The organism is Campylobacter sp. BCW_4323, from assembly GCF_001763115.1.
GTDB classification, from domain to species: Bacteria; Campylobacterota; Campylobacteria; order Campylobacterales; family Campylobacteraceae; genus Campylobacter_D; species Campylobacter_D jejuni.
Window position 1 is genome coordinate 1 of the sequence record NZ_MJYC01000085.1, and the last position, 4,987, is coordinate 4,987.

Annotated in this window: 10 protein-coding genes and 1 pseudogene; all 11 read right to left on the minus strand. The window is 24.8% G+C overall.

What is annotated here, in order from left to right; genetic code table 11:
* Positions 1–711: pseudogene (locus AJN60_RS08410) on the minus strand (hypothetical protein); the annotation flags it as partial.
* A gap of 265 nt (positions 712–976) precedes the next feature.
* A complete protein-coding gene (locus tag AJN60_RS08415; RefSeq protein WP_002861547.1) occupies positions 977–1,336 on the minus strand; it encodes a hypothetical protein in 360 nt (119 codons plus the stop codon).
* The gene (locus AJN60_RS10200) at positions 1,330–1,539 is read right to left on the minus strand and encodes a glycoside hydrolase family protein (protein WP_230401020.1); all 210 of its coding nucleotides are present in this window, start codon (positions 1,537–1,539) and stop codon (positions 1,330–1,332) included. Before AJN60_RS10200 ends, AJN60_RS08415 begins: the two co-directional genes overlap by 7 nt.
* 139 nt (positions 1,540–1,678) lie before the next feature.
* Positions 1,679–2,131, minus strand: coding sequence for a hypothetical protein (locus tag AJN60_RS08420; RefSeq protein WP_044780646.1), 453 nt, complete (start codon positions 2,129–2,131; stop codon positions 1,679–1,681).
* A 71-nt stretch (positions 2,132–2,202) separates the two neighbouring features.
* Positions 2,203–2,697, minus strand: coding sequence for a hypothetical protein (locus tag AJN60_RS08425; RefSeq protein WP_070286249.1), 495 nt, complete (start codon positions 2,695–2,697; stop codon positions 2,203–2,205).
* A complete protein-coding gene (locus AJN60_RS10050; protein WP_257841651.1) occupies positions 2,698–2,829 on the minus strand; it encodes a hypothetical protein in 132 nt (43 codons plus the stop codon). It lies immediately after the preceding gene.
* On the minus strand, positions 2,816–3,325 hold the full coding sequence (locus tag AJN60_RS08430; protein WP_002861552.1) for a hypothetical protein: 510 nt from the start codon (positions 3,323–3,325) through the stop codon (positions 2,816–2,818). The genes AJN60_RS10050 and AJN60_RS08430 overlap by 14 nt, the downstream gene beginning before the upstream one ends.
* The gene (locus AJN60_RS10055; protein WP_261661160.1) at positions 3,326–3,457 is read right to left on the minus strand and encodes a hypothetical protein; all 132 of its coding nucleotides are present in this window, start codon (positions 3,455–3,457) and stop codon (positions 3,326–3,328) included. It abuts the gene before it with no gap.
* Complete coding sequence (locus AJN60_RS08435; protein WP_002861553.1) at positions 3,444–3,941, minus strand: hypothetical protein; 498 nt, start codon at positions 3,939–3,941, stop codon at positions 3,444–3,446. Before AJN60_RS08435 ends, AJN60_RS10055 begins: the two co-directional genes overlap by 14 nt.
* Complete coding sequence (locus AJN60_RS09830) at positions 3,942–4,433, minus strand: hypothetical protein (protein ID WP_180371164.1); 492 nt, start codon at positions 4,431–4,433, stop codon at positions 3,942–3,944. It abuts the gene before it with no gap.
* Positions 4,430–4,855: a hypothetical protein gene (locus AJN60_RS08445; protein WP_044794538.1), complete on the minus strand. Its 426-nt coding sequence runs from the start codon at positions 4,853–4,855 to the stop codon at positions 4,430–4,432. The genes AJN60_RS09830 and AJN60_RS08445 overlap by 4 nt, the downstream gene beginning before the upstream one ends.
* Positions 4,856–4,987 lie beyond the last annotated feature (132 nt).

A 4,987-nucleotide genomic window follows, 5' to 3' on the forward strand; every position in this document is an offset into this window, starting at 1 on the left:
ATTTCCATTTATCCCCATATACATAGCCTTAAGATTGTTTTGTCCTATGATATTGAGTTTTTCTAGTAATCTTCTAGCCTTATTTTTATCTTCTATATATCTTCCTGTTTTATCTTTACTTGTATTGTAAATTCCATTAGCAAAATCTTGTAAAATTTGTAAAGCTTCATTGTAAGCATGAATAGGACTATCTTCATCCTTTTTAAAAGCACTAATTTGCTTTTCTTTATTTCTAAACTCTTTAAACAAAGGATGATTACAAGGAAGTTGATATATAGTGCATTTTTTAAGTTCTAAAGATTTTAACTCTTTAAAATAAAAAGTATAATCATCTATAATATATTTTTGTTCTTTTATATCCTCTAAAGCAGTTGCATTTCTTTTCTCATCAATAATCAAATAAGATAAAAGTCTTTTTAAAAGAAATTCTTTATTTTCTTCAAGCTTTTGATCTATTTCATAATGAAAGGAAAAATGAGTGTCAAAAACTCCTGTGCAAAGATCTATGCCATAAAAAATTTTCTTTAAATCAAAGCTAATGAATTTTGAGTTGATTGCAAAAGGATAAGTTACAAAATGATCTCTTATAACTGCTAAAGGATTGACTAATTTTTTTAAAGTATTGATAAAATCAATCTGTTTAACTTCTTTATTGTTGATTGTTAAATTTTTAATAGTTTGAATTAACTCTGTTTTAGAACTTATAAACATAAAAGATTCCTTATATAAAGCATTATTATATCATTTTTTATTTGCTAATATTTTTTGTCTCTATTAATCTCTCCTATCCATCTAAGCACATTACCCTTATCATCAATCTCTACTTCTAAATCTTTGTATTTGTTGTAAAATTTAGGAGCTAAGATTTCATTAATTAGGATTTTTATAACTTTAAAAACTTCTTGTAATTCTTATTGCATCTTTTTAACTTTTTACATATTCTAGTATTTGTTGTTGCTTGTTGCCTTTGTTGCGTCTATTTTTCACATAATTTCAGACCATATTCTTGTATATTCCGCTTGTTTTTAGAAATATATAAAAAATTATTAAAAATATTATATTCATAAATACCATTTTTAAAAACATATCCTTTAAAATTCATATTTACATCACTAATAGACTTACCGTTTAGGACAATATATTTTCCATTATTTTTATTGACACCCACATATACAATTTTATCACAAGTTATATTACCCTCTGGACATAGATTTAAAATTTTTATCCAAAACTTTTCATTTTCATAGGTACATTGCTCTAGTGGAGTAAAATCCTCTTGCGCTAACAAATAAGTACTAAAAAATAAAAACAATAATATATTTTTAAAAATTACCATTTTTCATAACCTCCTTGAGTGTAAAGCTTATATTCAGCATTTCTCCTATTAATTAGCCCCCGCATTACTTTATTTTGACTTTTGTTCCACGCCATCCAAGCTTCCTTTAATGTTTTGCAACCCGTTTTCTCTGCATTGATGATTTTAACAACAAAAGAATTTTTAAAATTATCAATCCCTATATTAAAACATAATATAACCAAGGCATCAAATTCGTTCTGTGCTAAGGAAGAGTTTATTGAATTTTTACAGCATTTTCAAAGGGTAACAAATCGCTTTTAAACAATTTATCCGCTTCTTGTAAAATAATACCATTTTTATACAAATCCCATTCATTTTGCCCTATAAGATGTCCATATCCGATAGTTGCACCTTGTTAAATACTTCGTTTAAAATTAAATTAACATCATTTTCCTTAGTATTAAAGCTTTGATTATTTAGATTATCTTGTAAGGAAATTTCTTTATCTAAATAGTCTTGGATATCTTTTATTTTTTCATTTCTTTTTTCTTTTAAAGTATTGATAGATTTATAAAGCCTTTTTCTAGCATCAAGATAGGTATCATTTAGATTTTCTTTATCTAGGATGAAGATTTTTGTGAAAGTAGAATTATAGCCTAGATTGTTTATAGCGGTAGCTTGAGTGAAAAGATCTTCTTGATTATAATTTATAGCTATGGAATTTTCACATTGATATAAGGCTTTTAAATATGCTATGGATGAATTTTTATCTATTGTGTCTATTTCATCATTGTTTATAAAAGCAAGCCTTGTTATAAATAATTCTCTATCCATTTTTTTCTAAATATTTAAGATAAATGAATATTATATCAAATATATTAAATTTTTGATAGTCTTTAAAGATTTTAATACATCATATACACACCCGCCATTAATAAAAAGATATTACACACAAACCCTATAAGCCAACTTAATTTTTTGTGTTTTTCTCCTGTGCTATAACATTTAAATAAATAAGCTTGCAATAAACAAGGAAGTATAAAAAATGTGATTATAAAAAAAATAAAAGTTATACCGCCTAAAAAATCAAAATAATTATGTGCTTTATACTCTTGTGGTGATAATTTTTCAATTTCTGGAGGACCAAGTAATACAAGCCCTCTAGAAGTTTCAAGATCATAAGTAAGATAAAATATGATAACAATAGCCATAAAAAAGATAATAAAAGATATTGAAAAATAAGATTTTAAAAATTCTTTTATATTAATTCTCATCCAATAATTTAAAATAGAAAAGACAATAAGAACGCTTAGAGCTATAAGATAAAATTCTATAACACTACAAGTAAGAATAAATCCTATCAAACCCCAAAAAATAGAAAGTGTAATACTATCTCCCATTTAAACTCCTGTATTATAAAGTACATTATAAGCTTTATCTTTAAAATCAAGCTTAGTGATAAAATCTTTACTATAAAGTTTAAAATCCAAACCATAAGGAGTGAATTTTTGATAGTCTTTAAAGATTTTCATATATCACATACACACTCGCCATTAATAAAAAGATATTGCACACAAACCCTATAAGCCAACTTAATTTTTTGTGTTTTTCTCCTGTGCTATAACATTTAAAAAAATAAGCTTGTAATAAACAAGGAAGTATAATAAATGTGATTGTAAAAAAAATAAAATTTATAAAGATTAAAAATTTAGAACACTTATATACTATATATTCTTGTGGTGATAATTCTTCAGCTTCTGGAGGACCGAGCATTACATATCCTCTATAAGTTTCAAGATCATAGCTAAGATAAAATATGATAATAATAGCTGTAAAAAAGATAATAAAATATATTGAAAAATAAGATTTTAAAAATTCTTTTATGTTAATTCTCATCCAATAATTTATAATAGAAAAGGCAATAAGAACGCTTAAGGCTGTAATATAAAGTATTGTATCAATAGTAACAAGCCTAAAAATAAATCCTATCAAACCCCAAAAAATAGAAAGTATAATATCTTCTCCCATTTAAACTCCTGTATTATAAAGCACATTATAAGCTTTATTTTTAAAATCAAGCTTAGTGATAAAATCTTTACTATAAAGTTTAAAATCCAAACCATAAGGAGTGAATTTTTGATAGTCTTTAAAGATTTTCATATATCACATAAACACTTGAGATCAATATAGGAACATTACACACAAACCCTATAAACCAACTTAATTTTTTGTGTTTTTCTCCTGTGCTATAACATTTAAATAAATAAGCTTGTAATAAACAAGGAAGTATAAAAAATGTGATTGCTAAAAAAAACATAGTTGCAAAGGTTAAAAATTTAAAATAATTACGCACTCTATATTCTTGCGGTGATAATTTTTCAATTTCTGGAGGATCAAGTAATACAAGCGATCTAGAGGTTTCAAGATCATAAGTAAGATAAAATATGATAACAATAGCCATAAAAAAGATAATAAAAGATATTAAAAAATAAGATTTTACAAATTCTTTTATGTTAATTCTCATCCAATAATTTAAAATAGAAAAGGCAATAAGCACAGATAAAGCTATAAGATAAAATTTTGTGATAACAGCAATGGATAGCAATGAACCTACAAAAATAGAAAATGTAATATCTTCTCCCATTTAAACTCTTGTATTATAAAGTACATTATAAGCTTTATCTTTAAAATCAAGTTTAGTGATAAAATCCTTACTATAAAGTTTAAAATCCAAACCATAAGGAGTGAATTTTTGATAGTCTTGATAATCTTGATTGTAAATATAGTATTGTTCGGTTTTTGGGGATTGTAGAATATCAGCAAAGGTTATTTGTGGTATAATATATATCTTTGGTTTATAAGTTTCCATCTGTCTTGTAGAACCCCAAAAACCATCATTGAATTCATTAGGCTCTTTAGCTTCATACCATTTTTGATCTATCTTGTCCCATTCTTTGTTTTTAAGATATTCTTGTCTTAATGTTTCATCTGCTTTATCAAGCTCATCAGGACTTTTGCCTTTGGTAAGTCCTAAGAAAGCATGGGTGAAATCTTCTCTTTGCCAGTAACACTGATTTTTAAAATCCAAAAAACATTCTACCAATGGATCAATATAAATCGTAACATAATATTTCATTTATAAAATCCTCCTAATAACTCAAATATATATACCATAGCCACTAAAAAAATATATCCACATAAAAAAGTTATTAAAATTCTCCAAGCTCTTAAAAAGATAAAAATTATAGGTGCAAAAATAAAAAATAAAATTTTAAAATTATAGATAAACTCATGATATTTCATATATATAAATATTAATATCACAAGCAACAATAATGCAAAAAAATTTTTAATATAAAGCATATTCAATATAAAAATAAATAACATAATAAATAAAATAGTGAATTGATCATAATTATTACTGATATAAAAATATACCATAGGAATGATAAAAATCCCTACACTACATACAAACCAAGCAATTTGCCCACTTGATATATTGTCTATTCCTTTGCTTTCTAGTTTTTCTTTGAGTTTAGAATAAATAGGAATTTGCAAATTTACTCCTAATATAGATAAATTGTTTTATTATAACCAATCTACTTAATACTTTTAATTAATTTAAACTCTTTGTTTTTAAGATATTCTTGTCTTAATGTTTCATCTGCTTTATCAAGCTCATCAGGACTT